Origin of the sequence: uncultured Jatrophihabitans sp. (assembly GCF_964251945.1) — a bacterium.
Classification (GTDB): domain Bacteria; phylum Actinomycetota; class Actinomycetes; order Mycobacteriales; family Jatrophihabitantaceae; genus Jatrophihabitans.
The window spans coordinates 999,609-1,017,469 of the sequence record NZ_CAXULP010000001.1; the positions used below are offsets into that span (position 1 = coordinate 999,609).

Below are 17,861 nucleotides of genomic sequence, written 5' to 3' on the forward strand. Positions count from 1 at the left end.
GGTGGCCCACTACGACCTCGTGATCGTCGGCTCCGGGTCCGGAAATTCGCTGGTCACCCCCGATTTCGACGACTGGCGGATCGCGATCGTCGAGCAGGGCGTCTTCGGCGGCACCTGTCTCAATGTCGGCTGCATACCGACGAAGATGCTCGTCTATCCGGCCGACCTCGCCGATCACCCGCGCGAATGGCAACGCCTGGGGCTGCACGGCGGGCCCCCGGTCGCCGACTGGCCCGCGATCCGCGACCGGATCTTCGGCCGCATCGACGCGATCTCGACCGGCGGGCGCGCCTATCGGGAGTCGGGCACCCCGAACGTCACGCTCTACGAGGCCCATGCAGAGTTCGCCGCGCCGCGCACCCTCGAGCTGTCGACGGGCGAGCGGCTCACCGCCGACCACGTCGTACTCGCGACCGGGTCGCGGGCGGTCGTGCCACCGGAGGTGCTGGACAGCGGCGTGCCGTTTCACACCTCCGACACGGTGATGCGCGTGGATCGCCTGCCGGAACGGCCGATCATCCTCGGCGGCGGCTATATCGCGGCGGAGTTCGCGCACGTGTTCGGCGGTCTCGGGGCGACGCCCACGGTGCTCGCCCGCAACGGGTTGCTGCGTCACCTCGACGACGAGATCACCGCCAGGTTCACCAACCTCGTACGCGACCGGTGGAATCTGCGCACGGGCTGCCGGGTGGCCTCGCTTGCGGGCTCCGACGGCGACCTCCAAGTGACCCTCGACGACGGGACGACCGTCGCCGGCGACCTGCTGCTCGTCGCCACCGGCCGGACGCCGAACGGCGACCGGCTCAACCTCAAGGCCGGCGACGTGGACGCCTATCCCGACGGCCGGATCAAGGTCGACGCGCAGCAGCGGACCTCGGCGGAGGGCGTGTGGGCGCTGGGCGACGCGTCGTCTGACTATCAGCTCAAACACGTGGCGAACCACGAGGAGCGCGTGGTCGCGCACAACCTCGCGCACCCGGAGGATCTGACGGCGAGCGACCATCGGTTCGTCCCGGCGGCGGTGTTCACCTCGCCGCAGCTGGCGTCGGTCGGGCTGACCGAGCGGGTTGCGCGCAAGCTGGACAAGCGTTTCGTGACGACGCTCCAGCACTACGGCGGCACCGCCTACGGCTGGGCGATGGAGGACACCTCGAGCGTGTGCAAGCTGATCGCGGACCCCGCGTCCGGCCGGCTGCTCGGCGCGCACTTGATGGGCGAGCAGGCGGCGACGCTGATCCAGCCGCTCATTCAGGCGATGAGCTTCGGGCTCGGCGTGCGCGAGATGGCGCGGGGCCAGTACTGGATCCACCCGGCGTTGACCGAGGTCGTCGAAAACGCGCTGCTCAGTTTGGATCTCGATTAGCCCATCGGTTCTACGCTCTCGGACGTGCGCGGTCCTGTACGCGTCAGGCAGCGGCGAGCAGCTTGGCGAGGGCACGCTCAAGCGGAGATGGCTTGGCTTCGGTCGATCTTCGCTGCCGGGTTGTGCCGGGTGGGTCTGGTGGTCGGCTCTCGTAAAGATGGCCGGTGGGAGTGGTGATGACGACCAGGTCGCCGGCGCCGCCTGGGCTGGTGGCGGCGTGCCACCCGGGAGCTTCTTTCGCATAGTTGCAGGCCGCACAGGCGCCTTGGCCGTTGTGGACGTTGGTCGGTCCGCCTCGGGCTGATGGCTGGATGTGGTCGGTGTGTCGGATCGGCGCGTCGCACCAGGGAGTGCGGCAGTTGCCGTGGTCGCGGAGCCGCACGAACAGTTGCTGGGCTGTGGTGAACAGCCGTCGCCGGGATTCCATCGCGATCAGTTGGCCGCTGTCGGGCGCGGTGTAGAGGCGGCGGATCCAGCGGGGGGCGCCCTCCGGGTCGAGGGCGAGGTCGCGGGCGATCGGGGCGGGGATCGGTCCGTGGCCGATCAGCACGCCCGGCTCGTCCGCCCCGGCCGCCGGGCCGCGCCCGGCGGAGTCGGTGCGCGGGCGTTCGCCTGGGTGTTCGCCGTCGCCGAAGAGGGTTTGGTCGGTGATGATGAGGTTGATCTCGACGGGCACGGTGTCGGCGGTGGTTTGGCCGGTGACGCGTTCGACGAGGGTGTCGGCCATGACCTGTCCGCGGGTGCGGGGATCGCCTTGGCCGATGAGGGTGTCGGCGGCGCGGGTCAGCGAGGCGTAGGCGGCGACCCCTTGTTTGACGGGCAGCAGCGTGGTCAACCGGGTCATCGTGTCCGGGGCGGGGCGCAGGGTGACCCGCCGCTCGTCCGCGACCGTGCGCAGCCGGTCCACGTAGCCGTGTGGGTCGAGCCGGTAGGCGAGCTTCTTCGCCTCGGCCTCGACCCGCCGGTCGCCCAGCCGGGGCAGGTCGGGGGCGAGCTGGGCGTCGAGTTGGGCGCGGTGCTCGCGGGACAGCCAGCCGGTCTCCCGCGCGATGATCATCGCCCGCCACTCGGTGGTCTGCCCGGCCTGCAGCGCGGCGAAGGTGGCGGGCAGCTCGGCGGTGAGGATCCGCGCCCAGCCGAGCTCGCGTTGGGCGCGGTACGGCGAGACCCGCCGGGCCAACGCCACCTGCGCGGCGACCCCCCGCGACGCCCGCTCGGCCGGCACCCCGTCCGCCAGTTGGGCGGCGCGTTGGGAGTCGGCGAACGCCGCGCTCTCCCGGGCCTGCGCCGCGGCGGCCGCCGCCTTCAACTCCTCCAGCAGGCGGATCCGGTCGACCCGCACCCTGTCGTCCACGGACTGATCCAAAGCCGCGAGCGTCGAGACCAGCCCGGACAGCAGCCTGATAGCCGCGTCGCCATCCGTCTGCTCGAACATACGACCGATTATATCCTCGCTCGGCCGCCTGGGCAACCCATTACGTTGTCTGTCATGAGCGACGCCTACTCCGGGCATGTGCAGGTCGGCGGGCCGATGGATGTGCGGCGCCTGCCAGGCCTGACGATTATCAAGATCGCGGTCGGCCCGATGTCCAACAACGCGTACCTGCTGCGCTGCACCGCCTCGGACGAGGGCCTGCTGATCGACGCGGCGAACGAGCCGGACCGGTTGCGCGAGCTGGTGGACTTCGAGGGCCCGTCGGTGTCGGCGATCTTGACGACCCATCGCCACCCTGACCACTGGCAGGCGCTCGCGGCAACCGCCGACTTTGCCGGCGCGGCGATTTACGCGGGCGACGCCGACGCCGACGAGTTGCCGGTCGCCGTGGACGAGCGGCTCGAGCACGGCGACGAGCTCACCCTCGGTGAGCTGTCGCTGTCGGTGATCGGGCTGCGCGGGCACACGCCCGGCTCGGTTGCGGTGCTCTACCGCGACCCGGACGGCGTGCCGCACCTGTTCACCGGCGACTCGCTGTTCCCCGGCGGGGTGGGCAAGACCGGCTCACCGGAAGACTTCAGTTCGCTGCTGGACGACGTCGAGGCGCGGGTGTTCGCCGAGCTGCCCGACGACACCTGGTTCTATCCCGGCCACGGCGACGACTCGACCCTCGGTGCCGAGCGACCACATCTCGCCGAATGGCGCGCCCGCGGCTGGTAGCGGCGCTGCTCGACGTCGCGGAGGCGAGGCGTGGTGACAGCGGCTGACGAGTCAGCGGACCCGCTGCGCCAGGGACACGATGATCCCCTCGGGGCCGTGCACGTAGGCCATCCGCCAGGCGTGCTCGTACTCGCCAATGGCGCCCACCAGCCCGTAGCCGTCCGCGGCCAGCCCGTCGAGCACCGCCTCGAGGTCGTCGACCTCGAAGGCCACGTTCCGCAGCCCCAGCTCGTTGGCCGAAGCGTCGTATGTGTGACACGGGTCCATCCTCCGGACTCCGTCCCTCCAGCGCTATTAGCCGGCGTCGGCGCGGATCGCGACCCGCGCCCGCGCCTGCTTGACCGCCTGCTTGAGGGTGGGCAGGTCGTACGCGCCGTAGTGCCGCTGCCCATTGATGAAGAACGTCGGGGTGCCGGACACGCCGCTGCGATCGGCTGAGGCGACGTCTGCGGCCACGCGGTCGGCGTGCGCGTGCCCGCTGAGCTCGTCATAGAAGCGGTCGGCGTCGAGACCGAGTTGCTTGGCGTACCCGATCAGGTCCGGCACCTTCAGGTGGTCCTGCTTCGTGAGCAGCAAGTCGTGCATCTCCCAGAACCGGCCCTGCGCAGCGGCCGCCTCCGCCGCCTCGGCCGCCAGCTGCGCCTGCGGGTGGACGTCGGCGAGCGGAAGATGTCGCCACACATAGCGCAGGTCGGTGTCGGCGAGCAGGTCGCGAAGCACCGGCTCCGCCTGGCCGCAGTACGGGCACTGCAGATCGCCGTATTCGACCAGGGTGACGGACGCGCGCGCCGGCCCGCGCACATGATCGCGTTCCGGGTCGACGTCGTCGCACAGATCAGTCAGCTGGTCGGCGTCGCCGAGTAGAGCGCGCGCCCGTCGCGTCGCGGGCAGCCGGCGGGTGATCGCGAACACCGCCCAGGTCACCGCCGCGGCGAGCACGCCGGCGGTGAGCACGCCGAGCTTCGCCTCGGCCAGCTCCTGCCCGTGCAGGGTGAGGTCGGCGACGACAAAGGACACGGTGAAGCCGATCCCGGCGATCGTGCCGCTGCCGGCCACTGCGGCCCACCCGACGTCCGCGCGCAGCCGTCCGCCGCTCAGCCGCTCGACCAGCCAGGTGCCGCCGACGACGGCGACCGGCTTGCCGACCACGTAACCGACGACGATGCCGAGCGTGATCGGCGCGGTGTACGCGTGCGCCAGGAACGACCCGCTGAGCACGATGCCGGCGTTGGCGAGCCCGAACAGCGGCACGATGACGTAGCTCGTCCACGGCAGGTAGAGATTCTGCAGGCGCGCGTTCGGCGACAGCGTCGACGTCAGACCGGCGGTGGCGGTGCGCGCGAGCTCGGCGGTCGGTTGCTCGCGGAACAGCCGAAACAACCCGGTCGCCCGTTCGAGGTCCGCGCGCATCGGCGTGTAATCCGAGGTCATCAGGCCGAGCACCAGGCCGAGGACGATCGGGTCGACGCCGCTGCCGAGCAGCGCGCACCACGCAACCACGCCCACGCCGAAGTAGCCGAAGCCGAAGCGGATGTGGAGCGCCATCAACACCGCGACGGCGGCCAACCCCAGCAGCGCCACGAGCAGCGGCCACATCCGCACGTGGCCGCTATAGACGAAGGTGACGACCACCAGCGCGGCGACGTCGTCGACCACGAACACGGTGAGCAGGAAGACGCGCACCCGCTCCGGCAGGGATCGGCCCACCAGCGCGAGCAGGCCGAGCGCGAGCGCGGTGTCGGTGGACATCGCGACGGCCCACCCGCGCGAACCGTCGCCGCCGTGGGTGATCGCCAGGTAAATGCCGGCCGGCAGCGCCATGCCGGCGAGTCCGGCTGTGGCCGGCAGCACGAAGCGGCGACGTTCGCGCAGGTCGCCGAGATCGAACTCGCGCCGCGCCGCCAAACCGACGACGAGGAAGAAGAACGTCATCAAACCGCTGTTCACCCAGGTCTGCGCGTCGCGGACGATCGACCAGTGGCCCAGCCGCAGCGACAGCACGCTGTGCCAGACGGAGTCGTAGGACGTCGCCGAGATGTTGCACCACACCAGCGCTGCGACGATGGCGGCGAGCAGCACGCCCGCGCTGCCGGATTCGGTGCGCAGGAAGCTGCGCAGCGGCGCGCTCACGGCGCGCGTCCACTGCGTTGTCGAGCCACGCAGCGTTGTCGAGCCGCGCAGCGTTGTCGCGCCGCGCAGCGTGTCCGGCGGCAGGTCGCCACTCATGCGCCGAGCCGGCGCAGCGCGTCCCCGTCGAGCCGCCAACCGGTCCAGCCTGGCCGCGGCGCGCCGCCGAGTTGGCGGTAGAAGCCCTGCGGGCCGCGTCGGCCGGGGTGGTCCTCGAGCGCGTCGAGCACTTCCCAGTCGAGGCGGCGGTAATCGCGTTCGACGCAAAGCTGCGCGAGCGAACGCACGAGCTCACGCCCGTGGCCGCCCTGCCGGGCGCCGGCGTCAACCACGAGGTCGACGAGATGGATGCCGGGCCGGCCGGTCCAAGTCGAGAAGGTGAGGTGCCAGACGGCGACGCCGACCACCGCGCCGTCGTCCGGATCCTCGGCGACGTGCCCGAACACCACGGGTTGGTCGGCAAAGAGTGCGCGGCGCAGGTCTTCCTCGGTGCCGAGCATCGCTGCGGGCTCGAACTCGTAGTCGGCGAGGTCGTGCAGCAGTCTGAGGACGACTGGCAAGTCGGCGGGGCGGACGGGGCGGACCACGCCCGAACCGTAGCCGGGCGGCCTACCGAACGGTCACGAGGCGCACTCAGTTCTTTTACCCGGTCAGCGGATTGTCAGCAGCTTGACACGGTGCTTCACGATGCTCTCTCCGCTGCCCTTGCTTGACTGGACTGCCGGAATCGTCAAGACGATGTAGCGGCCCTTCCCACCGGTGAACCGGTAGTAGGCGCTGTCGTGCCCGCTGAGCTCGCCGAACGGGTCGATATCGACGATATCGAGCCCGTCGAGCGCGGCATCCGACGGATTGGCGACGAACTCCGCAAGCTCGGCGTCCGTGGTGTGCGAGCCGATCTTGATGCCGAGCAGCGCCTGCGGCCGGCCGTCGAAGTTGCGAAGCTTGAGCCACGACCGGCGGTGGGCGGTGGCCGGGCCGTGCAGGCGGTTGTGCTTGTCGACGGTGACCAGCTGCGCCGCAGGCAGCTTGGCGTTGCGCGTCGCGCCGGCGACGTGGACGCGCGTCAGGTCCTTCGCCGAATAGTGCTCGCGCTCTGCGTCGGCCAGGAAGTAGGTGCCGCGGCGCAGGCGCACGAAGGTGTCCGCGTGGCCGAGCACCACTTGCAGCTTGAACTGCTTGAGCAGCCGGTCGCTGCCGCCGTTGAGGTCTTTGCGCAGCGCCGCCTGCCCGGCGTGGCCGCGCGCCCGGAAGATCCCGACGACCTCGGAGCCGGTGTTTTTCAGATGAACGAAGCCAGGCGCCAGGCTCGCAGGAGCGACCACTCGGTGCTTGCTCGTCCCGTGCACCCTGACGGTCGGCCGCGCGCCGGTCGCCGCGTCGGCGGCGACAGCAGTGCTGCTGAGCACCGCGGCGCAGACTGCGGCCACGGAGACGAGCTTGATCGAATTGCGCACGGAGGACCCACCCAGGACGTCGCGGAAATTAAGTGAAATCTAGGTTAAACATGACACTCCTGTCCAGCCGAATCGCCGACTGGCCAGCAGACACTCGGCGCGCAAGCGGCACGCTGACACGCCACTGAGCACATCCCACGCCGACGTCGTTACCTCATGCACCATGTGGGAACGCTTGTCAAGTACGAATCGTTGACCAGTTGCCACAGCAAACCTAGAGACCGGGAGGTGCCCACCATGGCAGATCGCACACTGCGGGGCAGTCGGCTCGGCGCGGTCAGTTACGAGACGGAATACGGGGCCGAGCCTGCTCCGCGCAACATCGCGGCATACCGCTGCGACCGCGGGCACGAGTTCAGCGTTCCGTTCGCCGAAGAGGCGGAGATCCCGACCACCTGGGAGTGCCGCCTCGACGGCACGACTGCCCAGTTGGTCGACGGCCCGGCGCCTGAGGCCAAAAAGACCAAGGCGCCGCGCACGCACTGGGACATGCTCATGGAGCGTCGCACGATCGCCGACCTCGAAGAGGTGTTGGCCGAACGGCTCGACGTGTTGCGCGCCCGGCGCGGTCAGAAGTCGGCGTAATCGCGTCCGCGTCACACGAGCGTCTGCGACGGCCGTCCGGGATTCCCGGACGGCCGTCGCCGCGTTCAAGCGCGGCGCGCTCGCACCGCCGAACGCAGCTGCTCGACGCGATGCGCGCCGCCCCACTGGGTGATCCGCCACAGCGCCTCGCGCACGATCGCACCGCTCATCTTCGACTCGCCGTGCTCGCGCTCGACGAAGGTGATCGGCACCTCGATGACCGTGAAACCAGCCGCGCCGGACCGCCGGGCCAGGTCGACCTGGAAGCAATACCCCTCGGACACGACCGCGGCGTAGTCGATCTTCTCGAGCACCTCGCGGCGGAACGCGCGATACCCGCCGGTGGCGTCGCGCAGATGCAGGCCCAGGGCCACGCGGGTGTAGAGATTGCCCCCGCGGGACAGCCACTCGCGCTGCTTGGCCCAGTTGACGACCGCGCCGCCCGGGACGTAGCGCGAGCCGAGCACGAGGTCGGCGCGCTCGAGGCCGTGCAAGAGCCGTGGCAGCTGCTCGGGCAGATGCGAACCGTCGGCGTCCATCTCGACGAACACGCGATAATCGCCGCGTAGCCCCCAGTCGAAGCCGGCGATGTAGGCCGCGCCCAACCCAGCCTTCTCGGTGCGGTGCAGGACGTGGACGCGCTCGTCGGCTTCGGCCATCGCGTCGGCCAGCTCGCCCGTGCCGTCCGGACTGCCGTCGTCGACGACGAGCACGTGCGCGGCCGGGGCCGCCGCGAGGACCCGCGACACGATCGACTCGACGTTGTCGCGCTCCTGATAGGTCGGAATGACCACGAGCACCCCGGCGTCGTCGAGCCCGCTCACTGGTGCACCATCTCCCCGGACATCGCCGTTCCCGCGGTCGACGGCGGGAACGCTGGTTCGCCCTCGCCGCGACGCCGCCGTCGAGCTTGCCACGCGACCGTCGCGATGCCGAGCACCGACAGTCCGGCGAGGACGTACTCCGGCCACGGACCGAGGCGGGTCGCGAGCGTCTGCGCCGTCCGCAGCGGGACCTCCTCGTCGAGGATCGCCGGGGCGAACAGCGGGCCGGACTCGGTGCGGACCCGGCCGTCCGGGCCGATGACCGCGGACTTTCCGGTTGTCGCGACCTGCAGCACCGCGCGCCCCGTCTCGACCGCGCGCAGCTGGCTCATCGCCAGTTGCTGGTAGGTCTCGGCCGTGTGCCCGAAGGTGGCGTTGTTAGTCTGCACGACCAGCAGCTGCGCGCCGGCCGAGACGGATGAGCGGATGAGATCGTCGTAGGCGACCTCGAAACAGATGACGTCGCCGATCGGCGCCACACCCTGGCCAGCGCCGCCGCGCAGCAGCCCGTCGCCGTGTCCGGCGACCATGTCCTGGGTCACCAGTTTGGCGTCCGAGCTGACCGCCTCGGCAATTCCGCGCAGCGGGATGTACTCGGCAAAGGGCACCGGATGCCGCTTGACGTACTCCGCGCCCGGGCCGGTGGTCGGCGACCAGAGGATGCCGACGTTGCGCCGGTGCGTCGGGCCGGGACCGTTCAGGATCGCGCCGACGAGCACCGGCACGCCGACCGACCGTACCGCCCGCTCGATCTTGGCGTAGGCCTCCGGGCTGTCGAAGGGATCCACATCGGAGGCGTTCTCCGGCCACAGCACGAGGCTCGGACGGGCGATCGTGCCGGCTTTGACTTGCGCGGCGAGCTTGAGCGTCTCGGCGACGTGGTTGTCGAGCACCTGCTCGGCGCGGCTTTCGAACTTCAGCGCGAGGTCGGGCAGGCCGCCCTGCACCAGCGCGACGGTCTCGGTCCGGCCGTCCCGGTCCGGCGCCGGCATCAGCGGCCACGCGAGCAGGAGACCCAGCAGCGGCGCCAACGCGAACACCGCGACACCGGGCGCCAGGCGCCGCCGCCGGTCGGCGCCCCGGCCCGGTTCCCACGCGCAGCGCACGGCCGCCGCGAGCCCGCCGCCGGCCACTGCGACGACGAATGACACCAGCGGCGCCCCGCCGACGGCGGCGAACCAGCGCAGCGGCGAGTCGGCCTGGCTGAACGCCAACCGTCCCCAGGGGAACCCGCCGAACGGCAGCCGGTCGCGCAGCGCCTCTTGGAGCACCCACGCCGCGCCGACCCAGAACGGGCCGCCGGGCAACCTCGTGAGCACAGTGAGCACCGCGCCGAGCAAGGCGAAGAAGGTGGCGAAGGCGACGGCGAGAATTAGCCACGGCGCCGGCCCGACATAGATGCCGGTCCAGCTGAGCAACGGGACGAGAAACGCGGCGCCGTAGAGGAAGCCGAGCCACGCCGCGGTTCGCGCGCGCCGGCCGTCGACCGCCAGCGACAAGGCGGCGACGCTGACCGCGGCCATCGGCCACCAGCCGAACCGCGGGAAGGCGAGCACGCCGAACAACCCGCCGCCGATCGCCGCCACCGCCGCCCAGCGCCGGGGAAAGGCGGGCGCGCGGCGCGGATGCATCCGACCAGTATCGCCGAGGGTGCGCTACCCGGGGCCGGACTCTCAGGCCGGGCGGCGGCGGTCCTTGTCAGCCGTCGAGTCAGCCGTCGAGTCAGCCGTCGAGTCAGCCGTCGAGTCAGCCGTCGTTGTCAGCGGTCGAGTCAACCGTCGAGCAGGCCGCGGTCGTGGATCGGCGTCCCGCGCAGCACCGTCGCCAGGCAGGTGGGCAGTTCGACGCCGGGCGCGACGTCCGGGAGGCCGGGCACCGCCGCCCGTGGATCGGTGCTCCACCGCGCGACCCGCTCGTCCGGGGCGTCCACCGCGAGCTCGCCGGCAGCCCACACGGCGAAGGTGGCCGGCGCGCCGGGCGCCAACATGCCCTCGCCGTCGATGCCGGCGGCACGCCAGCCGGCGCGAGTGTGCGCGGCGAACGCGGCCCGCGGGCTGATCGCCGCGGCCGGATCCGAGGGGTGGGCCGCCGAGCGCACCGTGGCCCAGGGCCCGAGTTCGGTGACCGGCGAGTCCGAGCCGAACGCGAGCGGGACGCCGGCCGCGGCCAGCTCGGCGAACCGGTTCAACCCGCCAGCGCGCTCCGCGCCCAGCCGCTGCGCGTACAGGCCGGCCGGCCCGCCCCACAGCGTGTCGAACGCCGGCTGCATCGACGCCATCAGGCCGGCCGCGGCCAGCCGCCCTGGATCGCGGACGAACTCGACGTGCTCGAGCCGCGACCCGGCCCCGGCAGGGCGGCCCAGGCGTTCGGCGGCGAGCTCGAACGCCGCCAGCGCCTGGTCGACCGCGGCGTCGCCGATGGCGTGGAAACCGGCCTGCAGCCCGGCGGCCACGCACGCGGCGATGTGCTCGGCGAGCTCGCCCACCTCGTGGCGCAACGAGCCGCGGGTGTGCGGCGCGTCGGCGTACGGCTCGGACAGCGCGGCGGTGTGCGAGCCGAGCGAGCCGTCGCAGAACAGGTCCCCCGCCGCGCCGACCGCGCCGAGGTCGCGCGCGGCCTGCACCCCGTGCAGCTCGGCCCAGTACCCGATCACCTGGGGCAGCGGCTCGGCGACGGACAGCGCGAGCAGCCCGGCCAGATCGTCGGCGGAGGAGATGACCGGCCCAGCCATCTCGTGCACGCAGGCGATGCCGAGCCCGGCGGCCCGGCGCAACGCGGCGCGCTGCGCATCGGCGCGCTGGCCCGCGCTCAGCCCGGACAGCGCCGCGACGCGCACCGCGTCGTGCGCCGCGCCGCGCTGCCAGCCGTCCGCGCGAAATCCGGTCATGGTCCGCAGCCGCGGCACCGCGGCCATCAGCGCCGACGACGTCACCGCCGAGTGCGCGTCGACGCGGGCGAGGTAGACCAGTCCGCCGTACCCCGCGCGGTCGAGTTCGGCGGCCGTCGGCGCCCGGCGCTCCGGCCAACCCGACTCGTCCCAGCCGCTGCCGAGAATCGGCCGGCCCCGGCTCGCCCGTGTCGCGTGCTCGACCAGCTCCAGCGCGGCGCGCAGCGACGGGGCCGAGCGCAAGTCCAGACCGGTCAACGCGAGTCCGGTCATCGTGGTGTGCACGTGGGCATCGACGAACGCCGGTGTCACGAAAGCACCACCGAGATCCACGACGACGTCGCCGACGCCGCCGTAATGCGCCGCCGCGTCCTCGTCGCCGACCCAGGTGACGGTCGAGGCGTCGACGGCGAATGCGGTCGCGCCCGCGGCGGCCCGCGAGTGAATCCTGCCGTTGCGATATACCGTCGGCACGGCCGCCGAGTCTGCCAGGGTCCGTCACGGTCTGTCGTCGGCCGGGGCGAGCGGTAGCGTGTGCCGTCGCGCCCGGCGCTTCGCGCCCGACGGATGCGCACCGGGTGGGAGGAGCGCGGATGGTCGCCAGCATCGAAGACGTCGCCAAGCGCGCCGGCGTCTCGATCGCGACGGTGTCCCGGGCGTTGCGCGGGCTGCCGGACGTCGCGCCGGCGACGCGTGATCGCGTGCTCGCCGCGGCCACCGAGCTCGACTACGTCGCCTCGCCGTTCGCGGCCCGCCTCGCCAGCGGCCGGACGACGACCGTCGGCCTGGTGGTGCCCTGGGTGAACCGCTGGTTCTTCGCCGAGGTGATCGACACCGTCGAGCAGGCGCTACGCCTCGCCGGCTTCGACCTGCTGCTGTACAACCTGGGCGACAAAGCCGGCCGGACGCGGTTCTTCGAGGTCATGCCGATGCGCAAGCGCGTCGACGGAGTGCTGATCGTCAGCCTCGTCCTGGAGGACGCGGAGTTCTCCGCGCTCACCGACCTGGACCTGCCGGTCGGATTGCTCGGACTCGAGCGCGACGGCTTCCTCTCGGTGTCCATCGACGACGTCGGGTCGGCGCGTACCGCCGTCGACCACCTGGTCGAGCTCGGCCATCGGCGCATCGCGCTGATCGGCGGCGACACCGACGACCCGATGGCGTTCACCCCGCCGATGCACCGCCGCGACGGATACCGGGACGCGTTGCGCGCTGTGGGCGTCGAGTCGGACCCAGAGCTCGAGGTGCTCGGCTATTTCACCGTGGACGGCGGCCGGGCCGCTATGCGCCACCTGCTCGCGTTGCCCGACCGGCCGAGCGCGGTCTTCGCCGAGAGCGACGAGATGGCCTACGGGGCGCTGCGCGAGATCCACCGGCACGGTCTGCGGGTGCCGGAGGACGTCGCGGTGGTCGGCTTCGACGACCAGCCTTTGTCCGACCTGCTCGGCCTCACGACCGTGCGCCAACCCGTCGCCGACGAGGCGCTGGACATCACGAACCGGTTGCTCGCGCTGATCGCCGACGACGCCGAGAACATCGAGCACCTGCCGCGGGACCCCGCAGTGGTGCTGCCTACCGAACTCGTCGTGCGCGGCAGCACGGTCGCCGGCGGCGCGTGAGGTGACCGCGTGACGCTGATGCTGATCGACGCGGCCAGCTTGTACTTCCGCGCGTTCTACGCGGTCCCCGAGACGGTGACGGCGCCGGACGGCCGGCCGGTCAACGCGATCCGCGGGTTTCTGGACATGTCCGCCTCGCTGATCGACCGGCGCCGGCCGAGCCGCTGGGTGGCCTGCCTCGACCTGGATTGGCGCCCGGCGTTCCGCGTCGAGCTGGTCCCGACCTACAAGGCGCACCGGGTCGCGCCGGCGGGCGGCGAGGACGTGCCTGACCTGCTCGCCCCGCAGGTGCCGCTGCTGCTGGAAACGCTGGCCGCGCTCGGGCTGGCGACCGCCGGCGCCGACGGCTTCGAGGCCGACGACGTGCTGGCGACGCTGGCGCACCGCGACACCGACCCGGTGGAAGTGGTCACCGGCGACCGCGACATGCTGGCGCTCGCCACCGAGCGGGTCACCGTCCTCTACACCGGCAAGGGCATCGCCAAGCTCGAGGCGATGGGACCTGCCGAGGTGCGGGCGAAGTACGGCGTGCCCGCCGAGCACTACGCCGATTTCGCTGTGCTGCGCGGCGACCCGAGCGACGGGCTGCCCGGGGTCGCCGGCGTCGGGGAGAAGACGGCCGCCGCGCTCGTCAGCCGCTTCGGCGCGGTGGAGGACATCGTGGCCGCCGCCCGGACCGGCGACACTGGCTTTCCGGCGGGCGCGGCCGCCAAGGTGCGCGCCGCGCTGGACTATCTCGCCGCTGCGCCCGCCGCCGTCCGCGGCCGGCTGGACGTGCCGGTCGGCGCGCTCGACGACCGGATCCCCGCCGAGCCACGAGATCCAGAGCGCTTGGTCGCGCTCGTGGACGAGCTGGGGATCGACGGGCCGGTTGAGCGGATGCTTGCTGCGATGCGAGCCGCGGCCGGCTGAGCCGACCGGCTCGGCGGGAGACGAGAGTCAGCCGCCGGAGACGATGTAGCTGCCGTCGGCCTTGTTGCGGATCGTGACGGTGAACGTTCCCGCCGAACTCGTGCAGGTGAATTTGTCGCCGCGCGCTTTGAGCGTGAAGTCCTTGCCGCCGTTGCAGGAGACGTTCGTCGGCTTGCCGAGCTGGCTGCTGGTCCTGATGTACTGCTCAACGGCGGTGTGGCTGAGCCTTGTGTACAGATGAGGCTTGATGACGTATTGGTAGATCAGAGCCGCCGCACCCAGCACCACGACGAGCGCCGCGACGACGATCGGCACCGTCTTACTCTTGCCCTTGCCCTGCTCAGCCGGCTGCTGCGGATAGCCTGCCTGGCCGTAGGGGGGCTGCGCGTATTGCTGGCCGGGGTAGCTCTGCTGGCCGTAACCCGGCTGCCCGTAACCGTATTGCTGGCCCGCGTAGCTCTGCTGGCCGTAGCCGGGTTGCTCGCCGTAACCCGGCTGGTAGGACTGCGCACCGTACCCGGGGGTCTGGTAGCCGTATCCGGGCGACTGCTCGCCATATCCGGAGGTCTGCTGACCGTACCCGGAGGTCTGCTCGCCGTACCCGGGGGTCTGTTGGCCGTAACCCTGGCCGTAACCAGGTTGCTGGCCGTAGCCCGGCTGCTGGCCATAGCCAGGCTGCTGGCCATAGCCGGACTGCTGGCCGTAGCCCGGCTGCTGGCCGTAACCGGGCTGCTGAGGTTGCTCGGGTGGCTGGGTGTACTCCGCCGGCGGGTAAAAACTCTGCGTCGGCTGGTAGTCGGCGGGCGCCACGCCCTGGCGGGGCTGGCCGTCGGACACCGTCGGCAGCACCTGGGTGCCGAAGTCGCCCGCGGGGCGGACCTCAGGTGACGGACGCCCAGCGCGCTCAGGCTCCGCGCTCTCCTCGGGCCGCGTCCACGCCTGCTGCGGCGCAGCGGGCGGCCATTGCTGGCCGCTCGAGTCCGTCGACGAGCCGTCGCCGGTCGGGCCCTGGTTGCCGCTCTCACTCATGGCCTGCGCACCTCGCTCATTCGACGCCGTCGCCCGTAGCGGGCGGCCGAGTTCGCCGCCCACGCTATCGCCTCGCTTGTTCGCCTCGACAGCGACGAGGCGGCGAGGGCGACGACCGGCAGCGGCGGCCGCTCGCCGCGGTTCAGGGCTGCATGCTCTGGGCCACGACGCCGCGCCGCAGCGAGCTTGCCGCGGCCCGCGCGGTCGCCGCGACCGCGCTGCGCTCCCCCTCGACGCCGGCCGCGTTCGCGAGCTGGTCCAGCAGATCCAGCAGTTGCTTGCACCAGCGGATGAAGTCGCCGGCCGACAGCTCCGTGCCGCGGCTGGCCGACGCCGCCAAGACCTTGTCCAGGCGCTCCCCGCGCGCCCAGCGAAAAGCCGCCCACACGAACCCGAGTTCGGGCTCCCGGGTGCGTGGCAGGCCCGCATCGGCCTCGTCGTCGCTGAGGTCGCCCCACAGCCGCACCGTCGCTGCCAGCGCGTCGCGGACCGAGTCGGACGGCATGCGGTCGACGAGCGGCTCGTCCCGTCGGGCCTCGTAGACAAGCGTCGACACCACTGCGGCCAGCTCCGGCGCGTTGAGCGCGTCCCAGGCGCCGTGCCGCAAGCACTCCGCGGCGAGCAGGTCGGCCTCCGACCAGATGCGGGCCAGCCGTTTGCCAGCCGGCGTAGCCTGGTCGTTCGCCAGGTACTTTCGCTCGGCGAGCAACGCGCAGATCCGGTCGAACGTTCGGCCCAGCGAACCGGTGCGGCCCTCGATCCGCCGGCGCAGGCCGTCGTTCTCGCGCTCCAGCCGGACTCGCCGCTCGGCCCAGCGGGCATGCTGTTCGCGGTCGGCACACTGATGGACCGGGTGGGCGCGCAGCTCGCGACGCAGCCGCAGCAGTTGCTCGTCCTCGTCCGTGCCGGCCGAGGTCCGCCGCGGCGGCCGCTGGTCCGGAAGGTCGAGGGTGCGCAGGCTGGTCAGGATGTCTCGCCGCTCCTGCGGCGAGCGGTGGTTGACGTGCTTGGTCAGCCGCACCGAGCCGAGCACGTCCACCGGGTGCGGGAAGTCGACGAGCGAGAGCCGGCCGGACCAGCGCGTCTCGCTGACCACCAGCGGCCGCGGGTCGTCGTGCGGCTGGACGCCCGGATCGAGCACGACGGCGAGCCCGGAGCGGCGCCCGCGCGGCACCCTGATGACATCGCCGCGGCGCAGCGACTCGAGCGATTTGGCCACGGCGCCCCGCCGCGCGTGGGCACCCTCGCGGGCCAGCAGCGACTCGCGTTCCCCGAGCTGCCGGCGTAGCTCGAAATACTCGCCGAAATCCCCCAGGTGGCACTGCTGCTGCGCGCCGTACTCACCCAGCAGCTGCTCGTTGCGGCGGATCTGCTTAAGCAGCCCGGCGACGCCGCGATCGGCCTGGAACTGCGCGAAGGACGCCTCGAGCAGCGTCCGTGCGGCGTCCTGGCCCATCTGCCCGACGAGGTTCACCGCCATGTTGTACGAGGGCCGAAACGACGAGCGCAGCGGATAAGTCCGGGTGGACGCGAGACCGGCGACCCGCTGCGGGTCCACCTCGGGCGACCACACGACGACGGCATGGCCTTCGATGTCGATGCCACGGCGGCCCGCGCGGCCGGTGAGCTGGGTGTACTCGCCGGGCGTGATGTCGGCGTGCGTCTCGCCGTTGAACTTCGTCAGCCGCTCCAGCACCACCGTGCGGGCGGGCATGTTGATGCCCAGGGCGAGCGTCTCGGTCGCGAACACCGCCCGGACGAGGCCGCGCACGAACAGCTCCTCGACGGTCTGCTTGAACGCCGGGATCAGCCCGGCGTGGTGCGCGGCGACCCCGCGACGCAGCGCGTCACGCCATTCCCAATAGCCGAGAACATCCAGGTCTTCGCGCGGGACATGCGCGGTGAGCTCGTCGACGACGTGGTCGATCTCGGCGCGTTCGTCCTCGGTCGTCAGCCAGATGCCCGCGTAGACGCACTGCTTGGCCGCGGCGTCGCAACCGGCCCGGCTGAAGATGAACGTGATCGCCGGCAGCAGCCCGTCGCGGTCGAGCCGGGCGATGACGTCCGGCCGGTTTGGCGGGCGCCAGCGGGGGGCGCGGCTTCGGCTCGCGCCGGTTCGTCCCACCGGCTCGAGGTAACGGGTGCGGTCGGCGACGTTGCGCAACAACCCGCTGTCGACGGTCGCGCCGGCAGCGTCGCCAGCCCCGAACAGATCGAACATCCGGGTGCCGACGAGCACGTGCTGCCAGAGCGGCACCGGCCGCTGCTCGTGCACGATCACGGTCGTCTCCCCGCGCACCGACTGCAGCCAGTCGCCGAACTCCTCGGCGTTCGACACCGTCGCCGACAGCGAGATCAGCCGCACCGCCGCCGGCAGGTGGATGATCACCTCCTCCCACACCGCGCCCCGGAAGCGGTCGCCGAGGTAGTGCACCTCGTCCATCACGACATAGCCGAGGTCGGCGAGCGACTCGCTGCCGACGTAGAGCATGTTGCGCAGCACCTCGGTGGTCATGACGACGATGCGGGCGTCGGAGTTGATCGCGTTGTCACCGGTGAGCAGGCCGACCTGGCCGGCGCCGTAGCGGTCGACGAGGTCGTTGAACTTCTGATTGCTCAGCGCCTTGATGGGCGTCGTGTAAAAACACTTCTGCCCGGCGGCGAGCGCGAGGTGCACGGCGAACTCGCCGACGACCGTCTTGCCGGCGCCGGTGGGCGCGCAGACCAACACCGAGTAGCCGTTCTCCAGCGCCTCGCAGGCCGAGACCTGGAAGTCGTCGAGGGCGAAGGAGTAGCCGGCGCGGAAGTCGCTCAGCACCGGCTGCGCGGTCCGACGCTGGGCAGCGGCATACCGCTCGCTCGGCGAGGCCATGCCCGCAACAGTAGGGAATGGACGTGTGCCG

The 17,861-nt window shown here is 71.7% G+C and carries 14 protein-coding genes and 1 pseudogene; 5 read left to right on the forward strand and 10 right to left on the reverse strand.

All coding sequences use genetic code 11. The features are described 5' to 3' along the window. Position 1: 1 nt before the first annotated feature. Positions 2–1,363 carry a mycothione reductase gene (locus ACFFBG_RS04660; RefSeq protein ID WP_375476051.1) on the forward strand — a complete coding sequence of 454 codons (1,362 nt, stop codon included), beginning with the start codon at positions 2–4 and terminating at the stop codon, positions 1,361–1,363. A gap of 43 nt (positions 1,364–1,406) precedes the next feature. On the opposite strand, the gene ACFFBG_RS04665 is transcribed toward ACFFBG_RS04660, so the two are convergent. Beyond that, on the reverse strand, positions 1,407–2,750 hold the full coding sequence (locus ACFFBG_RS04665) for a DUF222 domain-containing protein (protein WP_375476271.1): 1,344 nt from the start codon (positions 2,748–2,750) through the stop codon (positions 1,407–1,409). A gap of 102 nt (positions 2,751–2,852) precedes the next feature. On the opposite strand from ACFFBG_RS04665, the gene ACFFBG_RS04670 reads away from it, so the two are divergent. Then, positions 2,853–3,518, forward strand: a complete 666-nt coding sequence (locus ACFFBG_RS04670) for an MBL fold metallo-hydrolase (protein ID WP_375476053.1) — start codon at positions 2,853–2,855, stop codon at positions 3,516–3,518. Between the two features lie 51 nt (positions 3,519–3,569). On the opposite strand, the pseudogene ACFFBG_RS04675 reads toward ACFFBG_RS04670, so the two are convergent. From ACFFBG_RS04675 to ACFFBG_RS04690, 4 genes and pseudogenes are all read right to left on the reverse strand, one after another. Next, positions 3,570–3,761 (reverse strand): annotated as a pseudogene (locus ACFFBG_RS04675) (VOC family protein); the annotation flags it as partial. 51 nt (positions 3,762–3,812) lie between these two features. Further along, on the reverse strand, positions 3,813–5,744 hold the full coding sequence (locus ACFFBG_RS04680; RefSeq protein WP_375476055.1) for a Na+/H+ antiporter NhaA: 1,932 nt from the start codon (positions 5,742–5,744) through the stop codon (positions 3,813–3,815). Then, positions 5,741–6,232, reverse strand: coding sequence for a GNAT family N-acetyltransferase (locus ACFFBG_RS04685; RefSeq protein WP_375476057.1), 492 nt, complete (start codon positions 6,230–6,232; stop codon positions 5,741–5,743). The genes ACFFBG_RS04680 and ACFFBG_RS04685 overlap by 4 nt, the downstream gene beginning before the upstream one ends. 63 nt (positions 6,233–6,295) lie before the next feature. Beyond that, a complete protein-coding gene (locus tag ACFFBG_RS04690; protein ID WP_375476059.1) occupies positions 6,296–7,102 on the reverse strand; it encodes a hypothetical protein in 807 nt (268 codons plus the stop codon). A 237-nt stretch (positions 7,103–7,339) separates the two neighbouring features. On the opposite strand from ACFFBG_RS04690, the gene ACFFBG_RS04695 reads away from it, so the two are divergent. Beyond that, entirely contained in the window at positions 7,340–7,687 is a 348-nt protein-coding gene (locus tag ACFFBG_RS04695) for an RNA polymerase-binding protein RbpA (RefSeq protein ID WP_375476061.1), read from the forward strand. Positions 7,688–7,752: 65 nt separating this feature from the next. Here ACFFBG_RS04695 and ACFFBG_RS04700 read toward each other — a convergent pair whose 3' ends face one another. The 3 genes from ACFFBG_RS04700 to ACFFBG_RS04710 form a co-directional block, all read right to left on the reverse strand. Next, positions 7,753–8,481, reverse strand: coding sequence for a polyprenol monophosphomannose synthase (locus ACFFBG_RS04700; RefSeq protein WP_375476273.1), 729 nt, complete (start codon positions 8,479–8,481; stop codon positions 7,753–7,755). A gap of 26 nt (positions 8,482–8,507) precedes the next feature. Continuing rightward, positions 8,508–10,142, reverse strand: a complete 1,635-nt coding sequence (lnt, locus tag ACFFBG_RS04705; protein ID WP_375476063.1) for an apolipoprotein N-acyltransferase — start codon at positions 10,140–10,142, stop codon at positions 8,508–8,510. Between the two features lie 140 nt (positions 10,143–10,282). Continuing rightward, positions 10,283–11,872 carry an amidohydrolase gene (locus tag ACFFBG_RS04710; RefSeq protein ID WP_375476065.1) on the reverse strand — a complete coding sequence of 530 codons (1,590 nt, stop codon included), beginning with the start codon at positions 11,870–11,872 and terminating at the stop codon, positions 10,283–10,285. 119 nt (positions 11,873–11,991) lie between these two features. On the opposite strand from ACFFBG_RS04710, the gene ACFFBG_RS04715 reads away from it, so the two are divergent. Together ACFFBG_RS04715 and ACFFBG_RS04720 are read left to right on the forward strand one after the other, a co-directional pair. Further along, a complete protein-coding gene (locus tag ACFFBG_RS04715) occupies positions 11,992–13,017 on the forward strand; it encodes a LacI family DNA-binding transcriptional regulator (RefSeq protein WP_375476067.1) in 1,026 nt (341 codons plus the stop codon). Between the two features lie 18 nt (positions 13,018–13,035). Further along, a complete protein-coding gene (locus ACFFBG_RS04720; RefSeq protein WP_375476275.1) occupies positions 13,036–13,929 on the forward strand; it encodes a 5'-3' exonuclease H3TH domain-containing protein in 894 nt (297 codons plus the stop codon). Between the two features lie 27 nt (positions 13,930–13,956). Here the strand turns inward: ACFFBG_RS04720 and ACFFBG_RS04725 are convergent, their stop codons facing one another. After that, complete coding sequence (locus ACFFBG_RS04725; RefSeq protein ID WP_375476069.1) at positions 13,957–14,958, reverse strand: hypothetical protein; 1,002 nt, start codon at positions 14,956–14,958, stop codon at positions 13,957–13,959. A 142-nt stretch (positions 14,959–15,100) separates the two neighbouring features. Then, positions 15,101–17,830: a DEAD/DEAH box helicase gene (locus ACFFBG_RS04730; RefSeq protein ID WP_375476071.1), complete on the reverse strand. Its 2,730-nt coding sequence runs from the start codon at positions 17,828–17,830 to the stop codon at positions 15,101–15,103. Positions 17,831–17,861: the final 31 nt, after the last annotated feature.

Excerpts from the sequence above, each read along its gene's own strand:
- ACFFBG_RS04670 (WP_375476053.1), top strand. The coding sequence starts at position 2,853 with ATGAGCGACGCCTACTCCGGGCATGTGCAGGTCGGCGGGCCGATGGAT.
- ACFFBG_RS04680 (WP_375476055.1), bottom strand. The coding sequence starts at position 5,744 with ATGAGTGGCGACCTGCCGCCGGACACGCTGCGCGGCGCGACAACGCTG.
- ACFFBG_RS04695 (WP_375476061.1), top strand. The coding sequence starts at position 7,340 with ATGGCAGATCGCACACTGCGGGGCAGTCGGCTCGGCGCGGTCAGTTAC.
- lnt (WP_375476063.1), bottom strand. The coding sequence starts at position 10,142 with ATGCATCCGCGCCGCGCGCCCGCCTTTCCCCGGCGCTGGGCGGCGGTG.
- ACFFBG_RS04715 (WP_375476067.1), top strand. The coding sequence starts at position 11,992 with ATGGTCGCCAGCATCGAAGACGTCGCCAAGCGCGCCGGCGTCTCGATC.
- ACFFBG_RS04720 (WP_375476275.1), top strand. The coding sequence starts at position 13,036 with ATGCTGATCGACGCGGCCAGCTTGTACTTCCGCGCGTTCTACGCGGTC.
- ACFFBG_RS04725 (WP_375476069.1), bottom strand. The coding sequence starts at position 14,958 with ATGAGTGAGAGCGGCAACCAGGGCCCGACCGGCGACGGCTCGTCGACG.
- ACFFBG_RS04730 (WP_375476071.1), bottom strand. The coding sequence starts at position 17,830 with ATGGCCTCGCCGAGCGAGCGGTATGCCGCTGCCCAGCGTCGGACCGCG.